The organism is Rhizobium metallidurans (assembly GCF_014196505.1).
Lineage (GTDB): Bacteria > Pseudomonadota > Alphaproteobacteria > Rhizobiales > Rhizobiaceae > Rhizobium > Rhizobium metallidurans.
In genome coordinates this window covers 43,521-66,277 of sequence record NZ_JACIDW010000002.1, presented here as the reverse complement: position 1 = coordinate 66,277, position 22,757 = coordinate 43,521, and the positions used below count along the sequence as shown (strand labels likewise).

Here is a 22,757-nt window from a genome sequence, read left to right as displayed (position 1 = left end):
GATTATCATGACCAAGGAACTTGGCGTCGGCATCATCGGATGCGGCAACATCTCCACCACCTACTTTTCGCTGGCGCCGCTCTTCAAGGGGCTCAAGATCGTCGCCTGCGCCGACCTCAACATGCAGGCGGCCGAGGCGCGTGCCGCCGAATATGGCGTCAAGGCGCAGACGATCGAGGAACTGCTCGCCGATGAGGAGGTCGACGTCGTCGTCAACCTGACCATCCCGGATGCGCATTTCCCCGTATCGAAGGCGATCCTTCTCTCCGGCAAGCACGTCTATTCGGAAAAGCCGCTGGTCCTCACCCTCGAGCAGGGTGAGGAGCTGCGCCGCATCGCCAAGGAGAAGAACCTCTCCGTCGGTTGCGCGCCCGACACTTTCCTCGGCGGCGCGCATCAGCTCGCCCGCAAGTATATCGACGAGGGGGGCATCGGCCGCGTCACCTCGGGCGCGTGCTACGTCATGAGCCCGGGCATGGAGATGTGGCATCCGAACCCGGATTTCTTCTTCCTGCCCGGCGGCGGCCCTATCCTCGATCTCGGCCCCTACTATATCGCCAACCTGATCAACCTGATCGGACCGGTGAAGCGTGTCGGCGCGATGACCTCCATGGCATCGCCGACCCGCACGATCACCAGCGAACCGCGCAACGGCGAGGTTATCCCGGTCAGAACGCCGACGACGATCCAGGCGATCCTGGAATTCGTCAACGGCGCGACAGTCACGCTGACCGCCAGCTGGGACGTCTGGTCGCATCGCCACGCCAACATGGAACTCTACGGCACCGAGGGCTCGCTCTACGTGCCGGATCCGAACTTCTTCGGCGGCGTCGTCGAGGCCAGCGGCCGCGACAAGGACATCAAGCCGCTCGACGGCTGGGAGCATCCCTTCGGTATCTTCAACCAGGAGAGCCCGCAGGGACCGCGCGCCAACTACCGCACGGCGGGTCTGGCCGACATGGCGATGGCGATCATCGAGGGACGCGACGCGCGCTGCTCGCTCGATCGCACGCTGCATGGCGTCGATGTCATGACCTCGATCCTGAAGTCGGGTGACGAAGGTCGCTTCATCGAGCTGACGACGACCTGCACGCAGCCGGCCGCACTCGGCATCGAAGAGGCCCAAGCGCTTCTGAAGTGATTGGCTCTCTTGAAGTGATTGGCACTTATGACGTGACAGGCGCTCTTGAAGTACGTGCCTAAAGGTCTATGGTCCGGCGCGGGCGACCAACCCGCGCCGTTTCTACATGAGGATGAGGACATATGAGCTGGCAACCGGCTTCCGACCGCTATTCGAAGATGAAGTACAACCGCACGGGCCGTTCCGGCCTGAAGCTTCCGGCCGTTTCGCTCGGCCTCTGGCACAATTTCGGCGGCGACACGCCGCATGACCGCAAGATCGACATGTGCCGCACGGCGTTTGATCTCGGCATCACCCATTTCGACCTCGCCAACAATTACGGCCCGCCTCCCGGCAGCGCCGAGACCGCCTTCGGCGAGATCATGCGCACCGAATTTTCCGGACTGCGCGACGAGCTGATCATTTCGTCCAAGGCCGGCTACGACATGTGGCCGGGTCCTTACGGCGAGTGGGGCAGCCGCAAGTATCTGATCGCCTCCTGCGACCAGAGTCTGAAGCGCATGGGTCTCGACTATGTCGATATCTTCTATTCGCACCGCTTCGACCCGGATACGCCGCTGGAGGAGACCTGCGGCGCGCTCGACCATATCGTGCGCTCCGGCCGCGCGCTCTATGTCGGCATCTCGTCCTACAATTCGCAGCGCACCCGCGAAGCCGCCGCCATCCTCAAGGATCTCGGCACGCCGTGCCTGATCCACCAGCCGAGCTATTCCATGCTCAACCGCTGGGTCGAGGACGACAAGCTGCTCGATACGCTCGACGAGGTCGGCATGGGCTCGATCGTGTTCTCGCCGCTGGCACAGGGCATGCTGACGACGAAGTATCTCGGCGGTATCCCCGAGGATAGCCGCGCGGCGCAGAACCACTTCCTGAAGAAGGACTTCATCCGCCCGCAGATCATCGACAACATCCGCAAGCTCAACGAGATCGCCGAACGCCGCGGCCAGACGCTGGCGCAGATGGCGATTGCCTGGGTGCTGCGCGGCGACCGCGTGACCTCGGCGCTGATCGGCGCCAGCCGCTCGTCGCAGATCGTCGATTGCGTCAAGGCGCTCGACAATCTGGAGTTTACCGCCGAGGAGCTGAAGGAGATCGATGGCTACGCCCGCGAGGCCGACATCAATCTCTGGGCGAAGTCCGCCGAACGCGAATAAGCAGAGGCGCCCGGAACGATCTTCCGGGCGTTTTTCATGTCCGATGTGATGTACGTGCCGCAGAAAGTGCGCGCGTCTGGGAGGAGACGTCACCATGATCCGCAATCCGATCCTGCCGGGCTTCAATCCGGACCCGTCGATCTGCCGTGTCGGCGACGATTACTATATCGCGACCTCGACCTTCGAGTGGTATCCCGGCGTGCAGATCCACCACTCGCGCGATCTGGTGAACTGGACGCTGGTACGGCGGCCGCTGGAGCGGGCCTCGCAGCTCGACATGCGTGGCAATCCCGATAGTTGCGGCGTCTGGGCGCCCTGTCTCTCCCATTCCGACGGGCTTTTCTGGCTTGTCTATACCGACGTGAAGCGCTTCGATGGCAACTTCAAGGATGCGCATAACTACATCGTGACCTCGCCAACGATCGAAGGCGAATGGTCGGAGCCCGTCTACGTCAATTCCTCCGGCTTCGACCCATCGCTGTTTCATGACGAGGACGGCCGCAAATGGTTTCTCAACATGCAGTGGAACCACCGCACCGAGAGCTTCGGCGGCGCGCCGAAGTCTCCGGCTTTCGACGGCATCCTGTTGCAGGAGTGGGATGCTGAAACGCAATCGCTGAAGGGGCCGATCAGGAACATCTTCGCCGGCAGTTCGCTCGGGCTCGTCGAGGGGCCACATCTCTTCAAGCGCAACGGCTATTATTATCTGACGACCGCCGAGGGCGGCACCGGCTACAATCACGCGGTGACGATGGCGCGGTCGCGCGACATAGGCGGCCCCTACGAGATGCACCCGAACACGCACCTGATCACCTCGAAGGATCATCCGGAAGCCATTCTGCAGCGGGCAGGGCATGGGCAATATGTCGAAACGCCCGACGGTCAGGTCTATCACACCCATCTCTGCGGCCGGCCGATGCCGCCGAAGCGACGCTGCACGCTGGGGCGCGAAACCAGCCTGCAGAAATGTGTGTGGAAGGACGACGGCTGGCTCTATCTCGAAAACGGCACGGTGGTTCCGGATGTCAGCGTTCCGGGACTTGATGGCGCGGTGCCGGTCGAGAAGCCGACGCGCAGCGAATACAGCTTCGACGGCGACGCGCTTCCCTCCGCCTTTCAGTGGCTGCGCACGCCGAGGCCGGAGCGGATATTCAACCTCACGGAACGGCCCGGCCATATCAGGCTGATCGCCCGCGAGAGCATCGGCTCCTGGTTCGAGCAGGCGCTGGTGGCGCGGCGGCAGGAGCATCACAGCTTCCGGGCCGAGACGGTCGTCGAATTCGATCCCGCCACCTACCAGCAGGTGGCGGGGCTGACGCATTATTACAACAGGCACAAGTTCCATGCGGTGGCGGTGACGCTGCACGAAACGCTCGGACGCTGCGTGACGATCCTGTCCTGCGAAGGCGACTATCCGAACGGCCGGCTGAGCTTTCCCGCCGGCAGCGGCGAGGCGCTTCCCGCCAGCGGCCGTGTCCAGCTCTCCATGGAAATCCGCGACAACGACCTGCAATTCTTCTGGCAGACGGAAGGCATGGGCGCTTGGCGGCCAATCGGGCCGGTGCTCGACGCCGGCGTGGTTTCGGACGAAGGCGGGCGCGGCGAGCATGGCTCGTTTACTGGCGCATTCACCGGCGTCTTCGCCTTCGACACGTCGGGTCGAGCAAAGACGGCCGATTTCGACTGGTTCAACTACGAGGAGCTTTAAGCGGAGTGGCATGAGCGAGATCATCATCGAGCCGATCGCGGATCGGCACATCGAGAGCTTTCACCACGCGCTCGACACGGTTGCCCGCGAGCGCCGCTACCTGACCTTTCTGGAAGCGCCGCCGCTCGAGAGCACGCGTGACTTCGTCCGGGACATGATTGCCCATGGACACTCGCAGTTCGTGGCGACGACGAAAGGCGCGGTCGTCGGCTGGTGCGACATTCGCCGGCACTCTCAGCCGGTTCATGCGCATGGCGGCGCGCTCGGCATGGGCATTCTTCCGAGCTTTCGTGGGCAGGGGCTGGGGGAGCGACTGATCAGGGTGACAATCGACGATGCATTGGCAAAGGGACTGGTTCGTATCGAGCTCAGCGTTCACGCCGATAACGCCCGCGCCATTCGTCTCTATGAACGTGTCGGTTTCGCTCGCGAAGGAATTGGCAGGCAAGCGGTACGCATCGACGGGCGTTTCCTTGATGTGATTGCGATGGCGTTCGTTCTATACGAATATTAGGATATTTTAATAAGGCATTGTGAGGATTACGGGAATTTAATCAAACTTTCAGTTTCGGTTCATTATTTCGGGGCTAGGTATGGGGTGTGTTCAACACGAGGAACCCCCAATGAAAAAGATCTTCGCCGTTCTCCTGTCCGCTTCTTTCCTGGCCGCGCCGCTGGTGGCCGCCACGCAGGCGAGTGCGCAGGATCACCGCCGACCAGCCGCCACGCAGGATCACCGCCGACCGGCCGTCGGGCAGGACTACCGTCGTCCCGTCGTCGTGGAGCGCGAGGTCAGGGTCACCAAGTACAAGTGGAACCGTGGCCAGCGCATGAGCGCTGCGGAGCGCCGCAGGATGCAGGACGTGCGTGATTATCGCCGCTACCGCCTGTCGGCGCCGCCGCGCGGCTATCGCTGGGTCCGGGTCGACAACGACTATCTGATGATCAGCATTGCCGGCAATGTGATCTCGAACATCATCAGCGGCCGCTGATCGGCCGATGGGCTTGATCGGGTATTGATCGGGAAAGGGCGGCTTCGGCCGCCCTCAGACTGCTGACAAACCCCTGGCTCTGGCTGGGGGTTTGTGATTCACTGGGACATGTTGAAGAAACCTGCTCCCGAACAGACGGCTCTCGAGATGGTGACGCTCGACAGTCTGGTTCCCAAGGATCACCTGCTTCGCAAGATCGATGCGGTGATCGACTTCACCTTTATCCATGATCGCGTTGCCGGGCTTTATTGCGCCGACAACGGCCGACCGCCGCTCGATCCGACCTTGATGTTCAAGGCGCTGTTCATCGGCTACCTGTTCGGCATCCGCTCGGAGCGTCAGCTGGTGCGCGAGATCGAGGTCAATGTCGCCTATCGCTGGTTTCTGCGGATGAAGCTGACGGACGGGGTGTTCGATGCCTCGACGCTCAGCCAGAATCGGCGGCGGCGCTTCAACGATACGTCGGTCGCCCAGGACATCTTCGACCACATCGTTGAGCAGGCGATCGGCCATGGCCTGGTCGACGGCACCGTTCTTTATACCGACAGCACGCATCTGAAGGCCAATGCCAACAAGGGCAAGTACGATCTCGAGATGGTCGCCAAGTCGCGTTCCGACTACTGGGCCGATCTCGACAGGGCGATCGAGGCCGAGCGGGCGCTGCATGGCCAGAAGCCCTTGAAGGAGAAGGAGCGCGAGCCCGAGATCAAGCAGACCAAGGTCAGCCGCACCGATCCCGACAGCGGCTACATGGTGCGCGACGGCAAGCCCAAGGGCTTCTTCTATCTCGATCATCGCACCGTCGATGGCCGTCATGCGATCATCACCGACACCCATGCGACGCCGGCCAACGTGCATGACAGCATCGTCTACCTCGACCGGCTGGACCGCCAGCGCGAGCGCTTCTCATTCGATGTGAAGGCGGTGGGCCTGGATGCCGGATATGCGACTTCAGGCATCGCCAACGGCCTGGAGGATCGCGCCATCCTCGGCGTCACCGGCTACCGCAATCCGACCCCGCCGAAAGCCGGCATGATGCGCAAGTCGAAGTTCGTCCATGACGCCGAGGTGGATGGCTACCGTTGCCCCGAAGGCCAGTTGCTTACCTACGCCACCACCGACCGCAACGGCTATCGCCACTACACGTCAGACCCGGCGATCTGCCGCGATTGCCCGCTACTGGCGTCGTGCACCACAAACGGCAAGGCGGTGCGCACTATCACCCGCCATGTCTGGGCCGATGCCCGCGAGCGCACCGATGCCAACCGGCTCAAGCCCTGGGGCAAGGCGGTCTATAAACGGCGCAAGGAGACGGTCGAGCGATCCTTCGCCGACGCCAAACAACTGCATGGCCACCGCTACGCACGGTTCCGAAGTCTCGTTCGGGTCCAATGCCAGTGCCTGATGGCCGCAACCGCCCAGAACATCAAGAAGATCGCAATCGCCCTCACCAAGGCCAGCCAACCGAGCCCAGCATGAGCAAGCGGCCATCCGAAAGCCTCGTTCAAAACAGCCGATCCAGCGCGCAACTCAGAACAAAATAAACCCCGCCAAAAAATGACGGGGTTTGTCAGCAGTCTGAGGGCGGCTTCGGCCGCCCTTTTCCTATGCGGTGGGCCGGTCTCAGCTTTCGCGTGACAGGCAATCCTTCAGATTGTTGGCGATCGCGCGCATGAGCGTGAAATAGAGGTCCGGGCCGGCATCGAGCGTACCGGCTTCGGGATCGAGCACACCAGCCTTGGCCTTCGTGCCCTCGAGCACGACGTCGACGAGGCGCGGCTGAAACTGCGGTTCGGCGAAGACGCAGGTGGCGCCGAGGTCGGCCACCTTCTTGTGGATCTTGGCGATCCGCTCCGCACCGGGAATGGTTTCCGGGCTGACGGTGATCGAGCCCGCGACGCGCACATGATAGCGGTGCTCGAAATACTGATAGGCGTCGTGGAAGACGATGAAGGGCTTATCCTTCACTGGTGACACGATGCCTGAAATTTCCTTGTCGAGCGCATCGAGCCTGGCGTTCAGCGCCTCGGCATTGCCCTGGTAGGCAAGGGCATTGGCGGGATCGGCGGCGACGAGCGTCGTGGTGATCTCGGCGGCCATCGCCTTGGCATTGACGGGGTCGAGCCAGAGATGGGTGTCGAAGCCGCCATGGCCGTGATCATGGTCGGTTCCGCTCTCATCGCCATCATCGTCGTCGCCATCGTCATGAGCCTCGAAGGCGCCGCCTTGACGGAACGCGAGCCTGGTCAGGCCCGGCGCCTTGTCGAGTTCGACAATGCTGGCATCGGTGCCGAGCGCTTCCAGCGGCTTTGCCAGGAAGACCTCGAGGCCCGGGCCGACCCAGAAGACGACCTTGGCGTTCTGCAGCGCGCGCGCGTTGGACGGCTTCATCGAATAGGTGTGCGGGGAGGCGGCGCCATCGACGATCAGCTCCGGCGTGCCGACGCCCTGCATGATGGCGGAGACGAGCGAATGCACCGGTTTGATCGAGGTGACGACGACGGGCGCGTCCGCGCCGTGCGCCGTGCCGGCAAGGAGGAGGGCCGGGAGTGTCAGGCCAAGGGCGCTTGAAAGCTTCATGTATCTGCTCCGCTTGATTTACATGTGTAATGTTATTACATCAATTGCGTTATGCTATAACGTGTGCGATAGCAACCCCCAACAGCACTTTCGGAAAAACGATGCCATTACCCGCAACTTCCGAGGCGAGGCCGCTTGTCTCGCTTTCCAATGTCGGTGTCCGCAGAAGCGGCCGCTGGCTGGTTCGCGGCGTCGACTTTTCGGTCTCGCGCGGCGAGATCGTGACGCTGATCGGCCCCAATGGGTCCGGCAAGTCGACGACGGTGAAGACCGCGATCGGCGTGATCAGGCCCGACGAGGGCAAGGTGACGCGCGCATCCGGCCTGAAGGTCGGCTACGTCCCGCAGAAGCTCGCTATCGACTGGACGCTGCCGCTCACCGTTCGCCGGCTGATGACGCTGACGGGACCGCTGTCGGACAGCGACATGAAGGAGGCGCTCGGTGCCGTCGGTCTCTCCCATATGCGCGACGCCGAGGTGCAGCATCTCTCCGGCGGCGAGTTCCAGCGAGCGCTGATGGCGCGCGCCATGGCCCGCAAGCCCGATCTGCTGGTTCTCGACGAGCCGGTGCAGGGCGTCGATTTTTCCGGCGAGATCGCCATCTACGACCTGATGAAGACGATCCGCAACACGACGGGATGCGGCATCCTGCTGATTTCGCACGACCTGCATGTGGTGATGGCGGCGACCGATACCGTCATCTGCCTCAACGGCCATATCTGCTGCCGGGGCACGCCGCAGGCGGTGACGCAGAGTGCCGAATATGTGCGCCTCTTCGGCAGCCGCGCGGCGCAGTCGCTTGCCGTCTATAGTCACGATCACGATCATACGCATCTCCCCGACGGCCGCGTTCTGCATGCGGATGGCTCGGTGACGGATCATTGCCACCCTGAAGATGGCCATCACTATGGCCATGATCACGCTGGTCATGATCATTCAAGCCACTCACGTGATCATGCCCATCATGATCACGAGCATGCTGGCCATGACCACGCTCACCATCATACGGCCGATGACGGGCACGGGCATAAGCATCCGGCGGGAGCGCGCCATGTTTGACGATTTCTTCATACGCGCCATCATTGCCGGTATCGGTCTGGCGCTGACCACGGGGCCGCTCGGCTGCTTCATCATCTGGCGGCGCATGGCCTATTTCGGCGATACGATCTCGCATTCGGCGCTGCTCGGCGTGGCGCTGTCGCTGCTGATGCAGTTCAACCTGACGCTCTCGGTGTTCGTGGTGGCGGCCGGTGTCTCGATCCTGCTGCTCCTGCTGCAGAAGCGGCAGGCGCTGTCGGCCGATGCGCTGCTCGGCATTCTCTCGCACGCGACGCTGGCGATCGGACTGGTGATGGTCGCCTTCATGACGTGGGTGCGCATCGACCTCATCGCCTTCCTGTTCGGCGATATCCTCGCGGTCTCCAAGGCCGATATCGCCTTCATCTGGGGCGGCGGCATTCTGGTGCTTGGTGCGATCGCATGGCTGTGGCGGCCGCTGCTCGCCTCGACCGTCAATCCCGAGCTTGCCGAGGCCGAAGGGCTGAAGCCGGAGCGGGCACGGCTGTTCTTCATGCTCCTGATGGCCGTCGTCATCGCCATCGCCATGAAGATCGTCGGTATCATGCTGATCACATCGCTTTTGATCATTCCGGCCGCCGCCGCCCGTCGCTTTGCCTCGACGCCGGAGGTCATGGCGGTTTTCGCCTCGCTGATCGGGGCGATTGCCGTCGTCGGCGGGTTGTTCGGCTCACTGACTTACGATACGCCTTCTGGCCCGTCGATCGTGGTCGCGGCTCTCATTCTCTTCATTTTCAGCCTGCTGCCCAAGCTCGGGCGGGGCCAAGCGGTCACGGAAGGACAAGGCTCATGAGCGCACCCGCATTGACCAAGAATCAGGCGCTTGTCTTCGACGTCCTCGAAAAGGCCGACGGCCCGCTCAGCGCCTATACCATTCTCGACAAGCTGCGCGACCACGGCTTTCGTGCGCCGCTGCAGGTCTACCGGGCTTTGGAAAAGCTGCTCGAATACGGCGTCGTGCACCGGCTGGAGAGCATCAATTCCTTCGTCGCCTGTGCCCATCCCGGCGAGAACTGCCACAAGCACGGCATCGTCGCCTTCGCCATCTGCGAGAGCTGCGGCCAGGTGATGGAGTTCCACGACCACGAGGTCGACAATCGCCTGACGGACTGGACCAAGGCCAGGAAGTTCAAGGCCGAGAAGACGACGATCGAGATGCGCGGGCTTTGCGAGGCCTGCGCGGCTTGATCCATTAATCCAGCCGCTTGAGATCGCGGGCGAAACGCTGCCAGTTGGCGACGTATTTTTCCGCAGAGCGCCTGAGCGCCTCGATCGCATTGTCGTCGAGGGTGCGGATGGCGCGGGCGGGGGAGCCGACGATCAGGGAGTTGTCGGGGAATTCCTTGCCTTCCGTCACCAGAGCATTGGCGCCGACGAGGCAGTTGTTGCCGATCCTGGCGCTGTTCAGCACCGTGGCGCCCATGCCAACAAGCGAATTGTTTCCGATTGAGCAGCCGTGGACAATGGCATGATGGCCGATAGTGCAGCCTTCGCCGATGGTGAGGGGATAACTGGGATCGGTATGCAGCATGGCGCCTTCCTGGATATTGGTCGCCGCGCCGACCGTGATCGGCTCGTTGTCTCCACGCAGCACCGCGCCGAACCAGACGCCGACATCGGTGCCGAGTGTGACCTTGCCGATCACATGCGCATCCGGCGCGATCCAGTATGTGCCTGACGGTGGCAAATCCGGTTCGTGGCCCGAGAGCGCATAGATCGGCATGGTCGTTTCTCCTTAGGCGACGTCGATGGACAGCTTGGCGATGCCGTCGATGCCGCAATCGATATGGTCGCCGCGCTTCACCGCGCCGACTCCGGCAGGCGTGCCGGTCATGATCACATCGCCGGGCGCGAGTTCGAACAGCTTCGACAGTTCGGCGATGATTTCAGGCACCTTCCAGATCATCTGGTTGAGATCGCCATCCTGCACGCGCTTGTTATTGAGATCGAGCCACACGCGGCCGGCGTCGGGGTGGCCGAGCTTTGCCGCCGGGACGATCGCCGAGACGGGAGCGGAATGTTCGAAAGCCTTCGCCAGTTCCCACGGGCGGCCGAGCTTCTTGGCTTCCGCCTGCAGGTCGCGGCGGGTGAAATCGATGCCGACGGCATAGCCGTAGACGCAATCGAGCGCGTTCTCGATCGCGATATCCTTGCCGCCCGCCTTCAGCGTCAGCACGCATTCGACCTCGAAATGGACGTCGTTCGACAGCGGCGGGTAGGGGAAGTCCTTGCCGTCGGCGAGCAGATTGTCGGCGTTCTTCTGGAAGAAGAAGGGCGGCTCGCGGCTCGGATCATGGCCCATCTCGATGGCATGGTCGGCATAGTTGCGGCCGACGCAATAAACGCGGCGGACCGGAAATCGATCGGACGTGCCTTCGACGGGGATGAGGACGGGCGCGGGAAGCGGAATGACGGTGCCGGCGGCCGGGGCGGAAGAGGAGAGGGACGTTGACATGGATGGGGGATGCTCTTGCTGTTTTCGTGAGTCCGGGCATCTTAGCCGCAAAAGCGAAGCGGGGGGAAGCGTCGAAGACCTCAATCGCTTGTGAGCCAACACCCTCTCTGGCCTGCCGGCCTGCCGGGGCCGAGCCAACGGTCTCGACCCGCGCTTCGCGCCCCCACAAGGGGGAAGAGGACCCGTGGCAACCGTCTGACTCAATTGAGGTTCGACAGCGCGGCCGGGTTAAGCCCTCCCCCTTGTGGGGAGGGTGGGGAGGGGATCTTTGGCATATGCGATTGTGCTTTGCGTTCCGGCATTGCTGCCCTGCACGGGGAAACTGGCGTTTTCGCACACTTTGCGCTATGAGCGCGGCATGACACCAACGCATTTCTACAAACAGGCGCTTGAAACGAAGCGGCCGATCTTCGCGGTTGCGCCGATGATCGACTGGACCGACAGGCATTGTCGCTACTTCCACCGGCAGATCAGCCGCAACGCGCTGCTCTACACGGAAATGGTCGTCGCCGACGCGATCATCCATGGGCCGCGCGAGCGGTTGCTGTCTTTCGATGCCGCCGAGCATCCGGTGGCGCTGCAGCTTGGCGGCTCCGATCCGGAGAAGCTGGTGAAGGCGGTGGAGATCGCGGCGCCTTACGGCTACGACGAGATCAACCTCAATGTCGGCTGTCCCTCGGACCGCGTGCAATCGGGCACCTTCGGGGCCTGCCTGATGCTGACGCCCGATGTCGTGGCGGATTGCATCCGGGCGATGAAAAAGGTGTCCTCGGCGCCGGTTACCGTGAAGTGCCGGATCGGGGTGGACGAGCAGGAGCCGGAGAAGGCGCTGCCTGATCTTCTCGACCGGGTGCTCGATGCCGGCGCCGACGCGATCTGGATTCATGCGCGCAAGGCCTGGCTGAAGGGCCTGTCGCCGAAGGAAAACCGCGAGATCCCGCCGCTCGATTACGACATCGTCTACCGCACCAAGCAGGCGCGGCCGGATGTGTTCATCGGCATCAATGGCGGCATCCAGACGCTGGATCAGGCCGAAGAGCATCTGCGGCATGTCGATGGCGTCATGCTCGGGCGGGCGGCCTATCAGAATGCCGGCGTGCTCGCCGATGTCGATCATCGCTTCTTCGGGGCGGAGGCTCAGGCCTTCGACTGGGAGCTGCTGCGCGACCGGATGATGGATTACGCGGCGCGGCATATCGCCGATGGCGGCCGGCTGCAGCAGGTGGCGCGGCATATGGTGGGGCTGTTCACCGGCCTGCCGGGGGCGCGGCGCTACAGGCAGATCTTGTCGACCGATGCGGTGAAGGCCGGGGCCGGGCCGGAGGTGATCGCGGCGGCTTTCGCGGCGGTGGATTTCTCGGGTGTGGCGGAGGATGCGGTCAGCGCTTGAGGGGGTGACTGCCTGCGTTTTGAGCGTGGTGCCGTGGGGTCTACCCCCCTCTGTCCTGCCGGACATCTCCCCCACAAGGGGGGAGATCGACTCGTGGTGAGGTTTTCGCCAAACGTTGAGGTCGGAGCGAGCGGGTGCGTCCTGCCAATCTCCCCACCTGTGGGGGAGATGCCCGGCAGGGCAGAGGGGGCGCCACGCGGCACAACCCCTCGTATGGGATACCAACCCCCGCTACAAACTCCGACAAAACGCCAACGACGGCATGAAGAAGTATTCCCCGCCTTTCATCGTCACCGCCTGCGGTGTCGCGGTCGTGGTCGCGGTGGTCGTGCCGCCCCATTCGACCGGACAGTGGATGTCGGGGCGCGGGTTGGGGCTCTGGCCGATCACGAGGTCTAGGCCCGGGGCGCCGGCGCCTGGAGGGACGCGGGGGAAGCCGGGGCTGTTGGCCCAGGTCGATTGCGCGAACTCGAACTGTTCGGCGATATCGGCGTTGAAGGCCATGAACAGGAGGCCGACATCCTTGCTCGGCTTGTTTTCGATGCGGCCGTCGTTGGGCTGGTCGGTGCGCACGCCATAGGTCTGGCCGCGGCGCGCCATGATATGAAGGCGTTCGACGTCCACTTGTTCGAATCCGCCGGAGCCGCGCGGGTTGACCTTGCGGATATGGGCGAAGAACGGACATTTGGCGCCATTCGGATCGCTGTCATAGTCGAAGTCGTTGGGCACCGGGTGGTGGTTGCCGTCGGCGAACTGGGTGGTCAGCGGCGTGCCGTCCTCGAAGCGGCCGACCAGCATGGCGCCGGCCCGCTCGGCATCCTCGCCCTTCAGATGCAGCCGCTTGGCCAGCGCCTTTTCCTGCTTCTTGAACTGCTTGACGTTCTGCTCGAGCTTGCGGAACACGAAGTAGCTGCCGAAGTGCCTAGAGGGATCGGGGGCGGCTGTATCCGGCACGATCACGCGGTTCAGCGCGAAGGCGGGATCCCAATTGGTGGCGCCGTCGGTCGTCAGGCGTTCGTCGTCGATATCCTCGGTCAGGAACAGCGGCTGGCTGCGGCCATCGACATAGCCGAAGTGCTCGATGCCGTCGCCATTGCTGTTGTGCAGGCCGTGGCCCTTTTCCTCGCCGAGAATATGGACGCCGTGGCATGCCTGGATCAGGTGGCGCACCGCCGTCAGCGCCTTGTTGCGCGGGCCGGACATCTGGTCCCCGACCAGGATGACGGCGTGGATGGCGTCGCGGAAATGCGGTTCCCAGGTGCCAGGCGCCGGATCGTTCAGGCCGGCGTTTTTCATGCCGGAGCGGAACGAGGCGTCCGGCGGGATCTTGGGGGCGGGGATATTCAGCGCCGCGTAGCCGTCGCCGGTGAGACCGACGCTGACATAGGGCGTGCCCTTGGTGCCCGTCGCCTTGAAGGCCTTGACCTCCTGCAGGTGGGTTTTCGCCGACTTCAGGAGCGGCGTGCCTGTCGGCGGCTGCGACAGCGCCTTTAGCAACGCGCGACCGCCGGCGGGGTCGGAAAACTTCAGGAACAGGATGGTCAGGAATTCGCGGGTATGGGCCTTGACGATGTTCGGCTGAAGCTCGTCGAGCATCACGGCGGCGTCTCCCGCGGCGCTTTCCCATGAAAGCGGTTGGGTCAGATCGAAAGGCATGGCTCCTCCTCCTCGGGGCTGGTCGGCCTGGGATGTCTTCATGCGCATAGCTGGAACTGCTCAGACCGACGGTTGATCTGCTGATGTCTTGCTGAGGTCTAAAATCATCGATTTTTCGCAAGCGGTATCATCGCCGCCAGAGACTGGCGGGCGCATTGCCGGCATGGGTGCAATCTATCTGTGCTTGCTTTTTATGGTTGCATATGCAACCTATCATTTATATCTCATATTTTGCTAATAATCGCAATAGCTATTTAAAAGCAGTGGCTTGGAGGGAGTTTCCGCGCCAGAATGAAACGCTCGCCCTCTGGTGGTCGGTCCTGATCGGGTTGCGTGTGGCGGCCGTCAGCATGGTCGCGGAGACGATGCGATCACGACGAATGTGATGGAACAAGGGCGATTGGCCGGCGTTTCGAGATGCTACCTGTCACAGCTCTATCCCGCTGTTCGGTGACGAGAAAAGGGAATGTGCGCTTCGGCTCGGAGGATGCCGGAGGGCCGCACCGCGCCGCTGGCGCGTGAGCGGCATGGGGCGGTCGTGTTCGAACGCTGTTTCGATGCAGGGGCCGCCCCCTTGCACCCGTTTCGATCGATGTGTATTCTACTTCCGGTAGGTTTTTGTTAACGTTGAGTGGCTAGCGCTTTTGATCGAGGCGGTGTTTGCATGCCGTTTTTCGTCATGCTCGTTCGATGGGTGCCGCAGTGAATTTTGCCTTTATGCTCCCGGTCATGATGTTGACCTTCGGCTGCACCTTCCTCGTCGTTTCAAGGTTCGGATCGCGCGAAGCCGGGTTGTGGGCGGCGGGCTTTCTATCCGCTGCCGTCGCCTTCTCGGTACCGATGTTTTTCGCATGGCTGCCGATTCCCGTTCAGGCGCTGAGCGCCGACGCTCTTTTTCTCTCCGCCTTCTTTTTCTACAGCGGCGCCCTCCTGAGCCGTTTTCGTCAGCCGTCGCGCATGGTTTTGCGCCTGGGCGTTTGCGTCGTGGCCTATGCTGCACTCGCCTATTCGGTGCTGGTGCTTGAAAGCCTGCCGGCCGAGCTTCTCATCAGCGACATCGCGTGCTCGACCTTGCTCGTATTCGCGATCGGCTCGTCGCTCGGCAGCGCCCGGCGGACGATCGACCGCATCCTGCTCGGCGTGGCTTCGCTGATCGTGGTCGAGGCGATCGTCCGCAATGTCATCCTCTTGGTGATATTCTCGCCTGGGGGCGACTTGGAGAGCTTCGGCACCTCCACTTACGCGTTTGTCATGCAGGCGGGGGCTTCCGTCATCGCGCTGCTGTTTGCGCTTTCGGCGCTGGCCGCGACGACGCTCGACACGGTCGAGCGCTACCGAGATGCCGCCGAGAGCGATTCCCTCACCGGTCTGCTCAACCGGCGCGGCTTCGAGGAAACGACCAGCAGGCTGAGAGCCCGCGGTGCGCTGAAGGGCGCCATTCTTCTCTGCGACATCGACCACTTCAAGCGGATCAACGACACGTTCGGCCACGCCGCCGGCGATAGCGTCATCGCCGGCCTTGCCGAACTCTTGAAGGCGCGCCTGCCTGACGGCGCGTTCGCCGCGCGTTTCGGCGGCGAGGAGTTCGTGGCGTTTCTGCCGGGCGCGGCACTTGCCGACGGCGGCAAGGTCGCGAATGCGATCCGGCTCGCCTTCTCTGCAGCCGGACAGCCCGATATCGCCGGCGTGGGAAAGATCACCGCGAGCTTCGGCGTCGCCTGCGTGGCATCAAGCGACGTGTCGCTGACCGAAACGATCGGGCGCGCCGACGCGGCCCTCTACGCGGCCAAGGATGCCGGTCGAAACCGGGTGATGCTGGAAGGCACGCCGGCGCAAGAGGCGCCCGCCATTCATGTGGCATACTAGGCGGACCTTTTGTCACTCCAAGCCAAAGCGATTGAAACTCACGAGCACCGGTTATCTCAAGGACCGGATGAACAGTTCCGCCCGGGACATTCCCTGGATCGCCGTGCTCGAATGTTTGATCTAGGGAGCGTGATTGGTTCCCGGCGATGTCTCAAATGTCGCGCAGCCTGAAATGTCGCGGCGCGGGCAGCCCAGCCTCTTGAAGCCCTTTCGTTCGGCGGTACATGCTGGCGCCAGCTTCAACTCTCGGGAATCACACATGCCATTTGCCCTCAGCCCCGCGGCCATCTGGCCGATCGTCATGCTGCTTGCCTCCAACGTGTTCATGACATTCGCCTGGTACGGGCATCTCAAGCACAAGGGGACGGCGATTTTCGTCGCAATCGTCGTCAGCTGGGCGATCGCCTTCTTCGAATATTGCCTGGCGGTGCCGGCCAACCGGATCGGTTCGGCGGTCTATACGACTGCGCAACTGAAGACGATGCAGGAGGTGATCACGCTTCTGGTGTTCTCCGGCTTCTCGGTGTTCTGGCTGGGCGAAAGCCTGACCTGGAACCACGCCATCGGCTTTGCGCTGATCGCGGTCGGGGCGTCCTTCATCTTCCGTGGCTGATCGCGATCCCGCCTGATGGGATTGGTAAGTCCTTGAATTACAAATTGTCCATGTCGCGGCTCTGCCTCAATTTCCGACGGTTTTGACGACAGCCTGTCACCATCCAGGGATATGGAGGTGACAGGTCATGAGTCTTTCCTTTCCGACGATGGCGGCCATCCGCTTCGGTTATGGATTTCGGCCAGGCGAGGAGCCGCCGCGAAACAAGGACGACCTGCTTCGTCAGTTGAACGGGGGGCAGGCGACCGCGGATGCGCGAGCGCCAGTCGCCTTTCCCGTCGGCGGCATCGCGGCGCGGCACCGGGAGGTCGCCGAGCTGCAAGCCAACCTGCGTGATCTCGGACAAAGCGGCGACGACGACCAGACGCGCCGGGCGCGGCGCAAGGTGTTGCAGAAGCAGGCGCAGCGCAGCTTCCAGCTGGATGCGAATGCGCGGCTGCTGCAGGCGGTCATGTCGCCCAACGGTTTTGAGGAGCGTCTTTCCACCTTCTGGACCAATCACTTTTCCACCAGCGCCAACAAGAGCCTGCCGATGCGGCTGCTGGTGCCGCTTTACGAGGCCGAAGCGATCCGGCCGCGTATTGGCGGGCGCTTTTCGGACCTCTTGCGCGCTGCCACCGAGCATCCGGCGATGCTGATCTATCTCGATCAGGCGCAGTCGCTCGGGCCGGATTCCAAGGGCGGGATGCGGCAGAAGAAGGGGCTCAACGAAAACCTCGGGCGCGAATTGCTGGAACTGCACACGCTCGGGGCCGGCAGCGGCTACACGCAGGCCGACGTGCGGGCCGCCGCCATGGTTTTGACCGGGCTGACGATCGACCGGCAGGAGATGGACATGGCGTTTCGCCCCAACATCGCCGAGCCCGGCCGTCACGAGGTTCTCGGTGTCAGCTATGGTGGTGACAAGCGGCGAGCGGGCGATTATCTCGCCATGCTCGACGATCTCGCCGCCAATCCGAAGACGGCGGCGCATATCTGTCGCAAGCTGGCGGTGCATTTCGTTGCCGATCAGCCGGATCAGGGACTGCTCGCCGAGATGGCCGGCGCCTGGAAGAAGACCGACGGCGATCTCAGGGCAGTCTACGGCGCCATGCTCGACCATCCGGCGGCCTGGGCGAACGACGGCGCGAAGGCGCGTCAGCCGTTCGATTTCGTCGTGGCCGGTCTCCGGGCGCTGAATGCCGGCGCCGGGGACGGAACGGTCGCGGCCTTCTTCAGGGATAACCAGCAGGACGATGCCGTCGCTCCTGGTGTTGCTGACATGGGTGGCGCTATGAGCGGCGGCGCCAAAGGCGCTATGAAGGGCGGAGAGACCGCCGGCGGCGGCGGGCCGCCGACGACCGATCCTGGCGACGAGGACAGGGTCAAGCGCCGCAAGGCGATGCGGACGGCAAGGGCGCTCGGGCAGGGGGCGCTGAGGCGCATGGGGCAGCCGATCTGGTTGCCGCCGAGCCCGGCCGGCTTCGAGGAGAGTTTTTCGGCCTGGATCACGGCCAGCCAGTTGGCCGAGCGGCTCGGCTGGGCGCGGCGGGCGACGGCGCAGTTCGGGCAGGGGCTCGATCCCCGCGAATTCCTCAAGGCAACGCTTGGCGATGCCGCGCGCGACGACACGATCCGCGTCGTCAGCCAGGCGCCCAACAAGGCAACCGGCCTGATGCTTGCCCTGGCATCGCCCGAGTTCAATCGTCGATAGGAGCTTTGAAATGACCGATTTCACGCTATCGCGCCGCGGCTTCCTTGCTTCCGCCTGCTGCCTCGCGGCGGCCCCTGTCCTGACGCCCGTCACCTTCGCGTCGATGCCGGGAGACAAGCGCTTCGTCACCATCGTGTTGCGCGGGGCGATGGACGGGCTGGCGCTGGTGCAGCCTTATGGCGATGCCGGTTTCGCCGCGTTCCGGCCGACGCTGGCACTGACGCCGGAGACCGGGCTTATCGATCTCGACGGGCATTTCGGCCTGCATCCTTCGGCGGCGGGTCTGATGCCATTGTGGCGCGGTCGTGAGCTTGCCTTCGTGCATGCGGTGTCGACGCCCTATCGCGACCAGCGCAGCCATTTCGACGGGCAGGATATGCTTGAATCGGGCGGCGAGCATGTCTCGGAGGAAAAGACGGGGTGGCTGAACCGCGCGCTTGCCGTCATTCCGCGATCGGACGCGCGCAAGGCGATCGATGTCAACACCTCGACGGAGCTGATCCTGACCGGGCCCAACAATGTCGATGTGTGGGCGTCCGATTCCAATCTCGGGCCGGCCCGCGACGAGACGCAGTTCCTTAAACGGCTTTATGCTGGCGACCCGGCTTTCGCCAAGGCCATGGAGGAGGCGACGCGGGCCAACAGCGCCTCGATGGTGGCCGAGCCCGGCGGGCCGCGTGGCCAGAAGGTAGCGGATGTGGCGGCACTTGCGGGCAACATGCTGAAGGGCGATTACCGGATCGCCAGCTTCTCCATCACCGGCTGGGACACGCATGTCGGCCAGATCGGACAATTCAAGCGTCCGGTGCAGGATCTGACGGAGGCGATCACCACGCTGAAGTCAACGCTGGGGCCGGATATCTGGTCGAAGACCGTGGTGCTGGCGATGACCGAGTTCGGGCGGACGGTGCGGGAGAACGGTTCCGGAGGGACCGATCACGGCACGGGCGGCTGCGCGGTTCTGGCGGGCGGCGCGATCAGTGGCGGTCGCATTCTCGGCCGCTGGCCGGGCCTTGGCGACCAGCAGCTTCTCGACGAGCGCGATCTGGCGCCGACGGCCGACGTGCGCGAGCTTGCGGCCGCCATGCTCTACCGACAGTTCGACGTGACGGTGGACGATCTGACGGCGAAGATATTTCCCGGCGTCAGCTTCGACAAGGGATCGCAGTTCCTGCGGGCTTGAACCGGCGCGCCGGTTCGCCCGGCCCTCAGCGCTCGACGAAGGCGCGCAGGCGTTCCAGCGCATCGTCCCACTGCCGGGAGACGCCGTCGAGATAGCCGCGCATGATATCGATGCCGTCGCGGCGGAAACTGTAATGGCTTTCGCGGCCGACCTTGATGCTTTCGACGAGGCCGGCTTTTTCGAGCACGATCAGATGCTTGGTGACCGCCTGGCGTGTCAGCTCCGTGCCGCCGGAGAGACTGGAGATCGAGGATATGCGGCCGTCGCTCAGCGACGTCAGCAGGGACAGGCGAGTGGGGTCGCCGAGGGCCGAAAAAAGTGCCGCGGCGTCCCGGTCGCTGGTCCCGGCATCGACCTGTGGCATGCTTTCACCGTTCGGCATTCGATCAGCGCTCGACATGGGCCTTGATGTTCTTCACCTGCTCCGCCCATCCGCCGTCGTTCATGCGGAAGGCCTCGGCGCGGCGGTATTCGGGGACCTTGTCGAAGCCGGATTCGGTGATGGTCAGCCGGGTGCCCTTGGATATCGGCTCCAGGCGGAATTCGACCAGCGTCGGGATCTCGGCTGAATAGTCTCGATCCGGATCGACCGCATAGGGGAGCCAGGTGAAGGAAAACAGCGTTGGTTCCTCGATCCGCTTGACGGTGACCGTCCAGCGCAGATGCTCGTAGCCGGGATAGAGGATCTTGCCGGTGGCTTCCTCTCCGGCGACGAAGGGGGCGTCGATCCTGACGCGGAACCACTCGCCGAATTCGCGATGATCGGTGATGGCCTGCCATACTCTGCTGACAGGGGCATTCAGTTCAATGGTCTTCTCGATGCGATCTGACATATTGGCAACCTCCCGGTTGCCTTTTATCGCCCGGTTCGATTGGAAAGGCAACCAAAAAGTTGCCTTTCCTCGTTTGCGACCTATTCGGCCGGCACGGGCGTCGGCTGACCATTCTCGTCGAGAGCCACCATGATGAAGGTGCCGGCGGTGACTTTTTCCATCTTGTTGTAGCGGGCCCGGGTCGCCCAGGCCTCGACACAGAGGGTGATCGAGGTGCGGCCGACGCGTTCGATGTCGGTATAGATGGACAGCGTATCGCCGATCTTGACGGGCAGGGCGAAGGCCATCTCCTTGACGGCGGCAGTGACGACGCGCGCCTTGGCGCGTTCGGCGGCCGAGATGCCCGATGCAAGGTCCATCTGCGCCATGACCCATCCGCCGAAGATGTCGCCGGCCGGGTTGGCATCGGCGGGCATCGCCATGGTCCTGAGGGTCAGCGTGCCTCTCGGCTTTTGTTCTTCGGTCATCGGCGCTCCTTTTGACGGTGGGTTTTCTGGTCGATTCCGACGGAGCCTAGCGTATCGGCCTGAAAACCGAAATCGCAGCGTGCCGACAAAGTGCCGCTTTGTTAGTACGCCGCGAGTGGATGCTTTCGGTGGGGTGGAAACGCTTGAGTTTTCGCGTTCCGATAGTAAGCTTCGCAGCGTCTGTCCGGTTGCTGTTGTGGCCGAGGGCGGGCTTGTCCGTACGGGGATGGGGAAGCGTATGAGGCGTCTGCTCGGTGGTCTTTTTCGCTCGCTTTCGGTAGTCGGGCTGGCGCTCGCCTTCGCCTTCTTCGCCGCGTCGCTGACGCCGACGCTGATGCCGCGATCCTATATCGTCCAGGGCGTTCTATCGGGTGTTTGCGCGGCCGTGGGTTATCTCATCGGCGTGGCCGCCGTCAGTCTCTGGAAGTATCTCGAACTCCCGTATCGCGGGCCGCTCCTGTCGCAGCGGATCGCCGTTCTGATCTGCGGGTTGATCGTCGCGGTCGTCTTCCTGTGGCAGGCGGCCGGCTGGCAGAATTCGATCCGGGAGCTCTGGCGGATGCAGCCGCTCGAAAGCGCCGAGCCCTTCAAGCTCGGAGCGCTGGCTTTGGCCGTCTTCCTTGTGGCCGTGCTCATCGGGCGATTGTTCCTGCTGACTGTTCGATGGACATCGCGGCGGCTTGATCGCTTCGTGCCTCGGCGTGTCTCCAATGTGATCGGTTTCGCGATCGCCGTGGTGCTGTTCTGGTCGGTTGCCGAGGGCGTGCTGCTGCGCGGGGCGCTGCACGCGATCGATTCCTCGATGCAGCGGCTGGACGCGCTGATCGAGGACGACGTGCCGATGCCCGCGGATGCCGCCAGGACGGGAAGCAAGGCGTCGCTGGTCACCTGGGACGGTCTCGGGCGGCAGGGGCGGCATTTCGTTGCCTCCGGTCCAAGCGCTTCCGATATCGGCGGCTTCTGGAAAGGCGAGGCGCGCGAACCCATACGCGTCTATGTCGGCCTCAACAACGCCGATACGATCGAGGCGCGGGCCAGGCTTGCGCTCGAGGAGTTGAAGCGCAACGGGGCTTTCGAGCGATCCATGCTTGTCATCATCGCGCCGACCGGCACCGGATGGGTCGATCCCGCCGCGATGGACACGCTCGAATATCTCAAGCGCGGCGACGTCGCCAGCGTGGCGCTCCAATACTCCTACCTGTCGAGCTGGTTGTCGCTGCTGGTTGAATCGGAATATGGCGCGCAGTCGGCAAAGGCGCTATTTCGCGAGGTCTATGGCTACTGGACGACGCTGCCGCGCGACAAGCGGCCGAAGCTCTACCTGCATGGCTTGAGCCTCGGCGCGCTGAACTCGCAGCTGTCCGCCGACATCTTCGACGTCATCGCCGATCCGTTCCAGGGCGCGCTCTGGAGCGGGCCGCCTTTCGAGAGCAGGATGTGGAACGCGGTGACGGCAGGGCGCAATCCGCAATCGCCGGCATGGCTGCCGACCTTCCGCGACGGCTCGGTGATCCGGTTCACCAACCAGGAGAACCAACTCGATTTTCCCGGCGCTGCGCCATGGGGGCCGATGCGGATCGTCTATCTGCAGTATGCGAGCGACGCGGTGACGTTCTTCGATCCACGCTCCTTCTACCGGGAGCCCGCATGGATGCAGGCGCCGCGCGGGCCGGATGTTTCTAAGAGCCTCAGATGGTTTCCCGTTCTGACCATGTTCCAGCTGCTGTTCGACCTGATGATCGCGACGACGTCGCCGATTGGCTATGGCCATGTCTACGCGCCAGAGCACTATATCGATGCATGGATCGCCGTTGCCGCGTTGACCGTCGATCCTGGCGAGGTGACGGCCCTCAAGGCACGTTTCGCCGATGCGGCGGCGCAACAGGGCGACAACGATTGAGCTGGAATCTGGCCGCGCGTTCACCTTCTGTCCGGTTTCGACTGTTCATA

The 22,757-nt window shown here is 63.3% G+C and carries 22 protein-coding genes; 15 read left to right on the top strand and 7 right to left on the bottom strand.

The window, feature by feature from the left end:
- Positions 1-7: 7 nt before the first annotated feature.
- The 6 genes from GGQ67_RS04210 (at position 8) to GGQ67_RS04185 (ending at position 6,474) form a co-directional block, all read left to right on the top strand.
- Entirely contained in the window at positions 8-1,141 is a 1,134-nt protein-coding gene (locus GGQ67_RS04210) for a Gfo/Idh/MocA family protein (RefSeq protein ID WP_183898953.1), read from the top strand.
- Positions 1,142-1,263: 122 nt separating this feature from the next.
- Positions 1,264-2,295 carry an L-glyceraldehyde 3-phosphate reductase gene (mgrA, locus tag GGQ67_RS04205; protein ID WP_183898952.1) on the top strand — a complete coding sequence of 344 codons (1,032 nt, stop codon included), beginning with the start codon at positions 1,264-1,266 and terminating at the stop codon, positions 2,293-2,295.
- 94 nt (positions 2,296-2,389) lie between these two features.
- Positions 2,390-4,003, top strand: coding sequence for a glycoside hydrolase family 43 protein (locus tag GGQ67_RS04200; protein WP_183898951.1), 1,614 nt, complete (start codon positions 2,390-2,392; stop codon positions 4,001-4,003).
- Between the two features lie 10 nt (positions 4,004-4,013).
- On the top strand, positions 4,014-4,517 hold the full coding sequence (locus GGQ67_RS04195; RefSeq protein ID WP_183898950.1) for a GNAT family N-acetyltransferase: 504 nt from the start codon (positions 4,014-4,016) through the stop codon (positions 4,515-4,517).
- Positions 4,518-4,626: 109 nt separating this feature from the next.
- The gene (locus GGQ67_RS04190) at positions 4,627-4,995 is read left to right on the top strand and encodes an RcnB family protein (protein ID WP_183898949.1); all 369 of its coding nucleotides are present in this window, start codon (positions 4,627-4,629) and stop codon (positions 4,993-4,995) included.
- A gap of 108 nt (positions 4,996-5,103) precedes the next feature.
- Positions 5,104-6,474 (top strand): IS1182 family transposase, encoded by a 1,371-nt coding sequence (locus tag GGQ67_RS04185; protein ID WP_183898948.1) that lies wholly within the window; start codon positions 5,104-5,106, stop codon positions 6,472-6,474.
- Between the two features lie 144 nt (positions 6,475-6,618).
- On the opposite strand, the gene GGQ67_RS04180 is transcribed toward GGQ67_RS04185, so the two are convergent.
- Positions 6,619-7,575, bottom strand: a complete 957-nt coding sequence (locus tag GGQ67_RS04180) for a zinc ABC transporter substrate-binding protein (RefSeq protein ID WP_183898947.1) — start codon at positions 7,573-7,575, stop codon at positions 6,619-6,621.
- A 101-nt stretch (positions 7,576-7,676) separates the two neighbouring features.
- Between GGQ67_RS04180 and GGQ67_RS04175 the strand changes: the two genes are divergently transcribed.
- The 3 genes from GGQ67_RS04175 to GGQ67_RS04165 are packed head-to-tail and all read left to right on the top strand — an operon-like array spanning position 7,677 to position 9,839.
- Complete coding sequence (locus GGQ67_RS04175; protein WP_183898946.1) at positions 7,677-8,633, top strand: ATP-binding cassette domain-containing protein; 957 nt, start codon at positions 7,677-7,679, stop codon at positions 8,631-8,633.
- Positions 8,626-9,444, top strand: coding sequence for a metal ABC transporter permease (locus GGQ67_RS04170; RefSeq protein WP_183898945.1), 819 nt, complete (start codon positions 8,626-8,628; stop codon positions 9,442-9,444). Before GGQ67_RS04175 ends, GGQ67_RS04170 begins: the two co-directional genes overlap by 8 nt.
- Positions 9,441-9,839, top strand: a complete 399-nt coding sequence (locus GGQ67_RS04165) for a Fur family transcriptional regulator (RefSeq protein WP_183898944.1) — start codon at positions 9,441-9,443, stop codon at positions 9,837-9,839. Before GGQ67_RS04170 ends, GGQ67_RS04165 begins: the two co-directional genes overlap by 4 nt.
- A 4-nt stretch (positions 9,840-9,843) precedes the next feature.
- On the opposite strand, the gene GGQ67_RS04160 is transcribed toward GGQ67_RS04165, so the two are convergent.
- Together GGQ67_RS04160 and GGQ67_RS04155 are read right to left on the bottom strand one after the other, a co-directional pair.
- Complete coding sequence (locus GGQ67_RS04160) at positions 9,844-10,374, bottom strand: gamma carbonic anhydrase family protein (protein WP_183898943.1); 531 nt, start codon at positions 10,372-10,374, stop codon at positions 9,844-9,846.
- Between the two features lie 12 nt (positions 10,375-10,386).
- Complete coding sequence (locus tag GGQ67_RS04155; RefSeq protein WP_183898942.1) at positions 10,387-11,106, bottom strand: fumarylacetoacetate hydrolase family protein; 720 nt, start codon at positions 11,104-11,106, stop codon at positions 10,387-10,389.
- A 358-nt stretch (positions 11,107-11,464) separates the two neighbouring features.
- On the opposite strand from GGQ67_RS04155, the gene dusA reads away from it, so the two are divergent.
- Positions 11,465-12,496, top strand: coding sequence for a tRNA dihydrouridine(20/20a) synthase DusA (gene dusA, locus GGQ67_RS04150; RefSeq protein WP_183898941.1), 1,032 nt, complete (start codon positions 11,465-11,467; stop codon positions 12,494-12,496).
- 231 nt (positions 12,497-12,727) lie between these two features.
- On the opposite strand, the gene GGQ67_RS04145 is transcribed toward dusA, so the two are convergent.
- Positions 12,728-14,152 carry a Dyp-type peroxidase gene (locus GGQ67_RS04145; RefSeq protein WP_183898940.1) on the bottom strand — a complete coding sequence of 475 codons (1,425 nt, stop codon included), beginning with the start codon at positions 14,150-14,152 and terminating at the stop codon, positions 12,728-12,730.
- A 702-nt stretch (positions 14,153-14,854) separates the two neighbouring features.
- On the opposite strand from GGQ67_RS04145, the gene GGQ67_RS04140 reads away from it, so the two are divergent.
- From GGQ67_RS04140 to GGQ67_RS04125, 4 genes are all read left to right on the top strand, one after another.
- Complete coding sequence (locus GGQ67_RS04140) at positions 14,855-16,018, top strand: GGDEF domain-containing protein (protein WP_343056467.1); 1,164 nt, start codon at positions 14,855-14,857, stop codon at positions 16,016-16,018.
- Positions 16,019-16,277: 259 nt separating this feature from the next.
- Entirely contained in the window at positions 16,278-16,631 is a 354-nt protein-coding gene (locus tag GGQ67_RS04135) for a DMT family protein (RefSeq protein ID WP_183898938.1), read from the top strand.
- Positions 16,632-16,758: 127 nt separating this feature from the next.
- Positions 16,759-18,324 carry a DUF1800 domain-containing protein gene (locus tag GGQ67_RS04130; protein WP_183898937.1) on the top strand — a complete coding sequence of 522 codons (1,566 nt, stop codon included), beginning with the start codon at positions 16,759-16,761 and terminating at the stop codon, positions 18,322-18,324.
- Positions 18,325-18,334: 10 nt separating this feature from the next.
- Positions 18,335-19,507 carry a DUF1501 domain-containing protein gene (locus GGQ67_RS04125; RefSeq protein WP_183898936.1) on the top strand — a complete coding sequence of 391 codons (1,173 nt, stop codon included), beginning with the start codon at positions 18,335-18,337 and terminating at the stop codon, positions 19,505-19,507.
- Between the two features lie 25 nt (positions 19,508-19,532).
- Here GGQ67_RS04125 and GGQ67_RS04120 read toward each other — a convergent pair whose 3' ends face one another.
- From GGQ67_RS04120 to GGQ67_RS04110, 3 genes are all read right to left on the bottom strand, one after another.
- Positions 19,533-19,871, bottom strand: coding sequence for an ArsR/SmtB family transcription factor (locus GGQ67_RS04120; RefSeq protein WP_183898935.1), 339 nt, complete (start codon positions 19,869-19,871; stop codon positions 19,533-19,535).
- 22 nt (positions 19,872-19,893) lie between these two features.
- A complete protein-coding gene (locus GGQ67_RS04115) occupies positions 19,894-20,340 on the bottom strand; it encodes an SRPBCC family protein (RefSeq protein WP_183898934.1) in 447 nt (148 codons plus the stop codon).
- Positions 20,341-20,420: 80 nt separating this feature from the next.
- Positions 20,421-20,807, bottom strand: coding sequence for an acyl-CoA thioesterase (locus GGQ67_RS04110; protein WP_183898933.1), 387 nt, complete (start codon positions 20,805-20,807; stop codon positions 20,421-20,423).
- Between the two features lie 238 nt (positions 20,808-21,045).
- Between GGQ67_RS04110 and GGQ67_RS04105 the strand changes: the two genes are divergently transcribed.
- Complete coding sequence (locus GGQ67_RS04105; protein ID WP_183898932.1) at positions 21,046-22,707, top strand: alpha/beta hydrolase; 1,662 nt, start codon at positions 21,046-21,048, stop codon at positions 22,705-22,707.
- The last annotated feature ends 50 nt before the right edge of the window (positions 22,708-22,757 follow it).